Origin of the sequence: Nostoc sp. LEGE 06077, assembly GCF_015207705.1 — a bacterium.
Classification (GTDB): Bacteria; Cyanobacteriota; Cyanobacteriia; order Cyanobacteriales; family Nostocaceae; genus Nostoc_B.
In genome coordinates this window covers 1-1,103 of the sequence record NZ_JADEWI010000136.1, presented here as the reverse complement: position 1 = coordinate 1,103, position 1,103 = coordinate 1, and the positions used below count along the sequence as shown (strand labels likewise).

Genomic DNA, 1,103 nt, shown 5'->3' with positions numbered 1-1,103 from the left:
TAGGTGTAAGCGGCTAAACCAGCCATCAAGTTGACCAAAAAGTTAAATGGACTACGATGACGAGAGTGTTCGATTTGACAAATATTTTTCAGATGGTCATTAACTGATTCAATTACTGCACGTTTACGTAATAGAATCTTGTCACTCAGTTTTACCAAACGATTTTTCATTTTCTTCTTGGATTTTGTGACTAACTGCAATCCTCGCTCATATAACTCCCCAAATAATTTTTGAGAGATGTATCCTCGCTCACCAACTAATTGAGCCAGTGCGTTGGGCGGCTGTGCCGACTTGAAGCAACTGGCGTTACCAATTAAGTCCTTAGTCATGTCTGGGACTGGTTTTCGGTCGTCGACATTGGCGGGAGTTAGCGAAAATGCCAATAGTTCTCCACAATCATTAATAATCAAATGTAGTTTAAAGCCAAAGTGCCAGCCTACAGAATTTTTGCCCCATTTCACTAACCCTGGAAATACTTTATGAGAATGCGCCCTTGCGTTGTGGCAAACATTTATCGGTGTGGAATCGATAAAACTAATTCCTGTAATTTCTCCTGTGCGAGTATGTAAAACACAACATAGCTTATATCTTGCACCAAGGCATTAATTCCACAAATCTCGTATAGCTGACTAAATTGGGAAACGCCTTTCCCCAACCTGGTAATACCTGTAGTGTATAAAATTCTTTAAATGTTCTATATCCACTTCCATGAAACGCTATGACTATTGTCATCACTTCCGATAGGTGCATCCTTGATTTACTGCGCCGTTCTCCTGTTATCGATGGCAATTGTGGCACTTGCTGCCACCAGTTTTCCCATTGATGACAGAACTCATCCACGTCACAGAAAATTTGCGTAATATCAAGCCGAGATACAATAGTAGACATAGCGGAAAGTCTGAGCGGAGGAAGCCTCCGCTCAGACTTTCCAAGACAGCCGAGACCTTGATTTTTCTTAGATATTTTTAGTCTCGGCATTTTTTGTCACTTTTTTACCGATTCTCAATCTATCGTAGCGATCTCCTGAACGATTCACTGTTGACCAAATTCATTCATATCAAGCTTTTTGCGCCTTCCTATCCATCGAACTCACGTTAATTTAA

At 40.7% G+C, this 1,103-nt stretch carries 2 protein-coding genes; both read right to left on the bottom strand.

Annotated elements, in window-relative coordinates; genetic code table 11:
• Positions 1–515: IS982 family transposase (locus IQ244_RS32875; protein ID WP_322746153.1), on the bottom strand; the 515-nt coding region annotated here is incomplete at its 3' end.
• Positions 516–582: 67 nt separating this feature from the next.
• Entirely contained in the window at positions 583–888 is a 306-nt protein-coding gene (locus IQ244_RS32870) for a hypothetical protein (protein ID WP_228059316.1), read from the bottom strand.
• Positions 889–1,103: the final 215 nt, after the last annotated feature.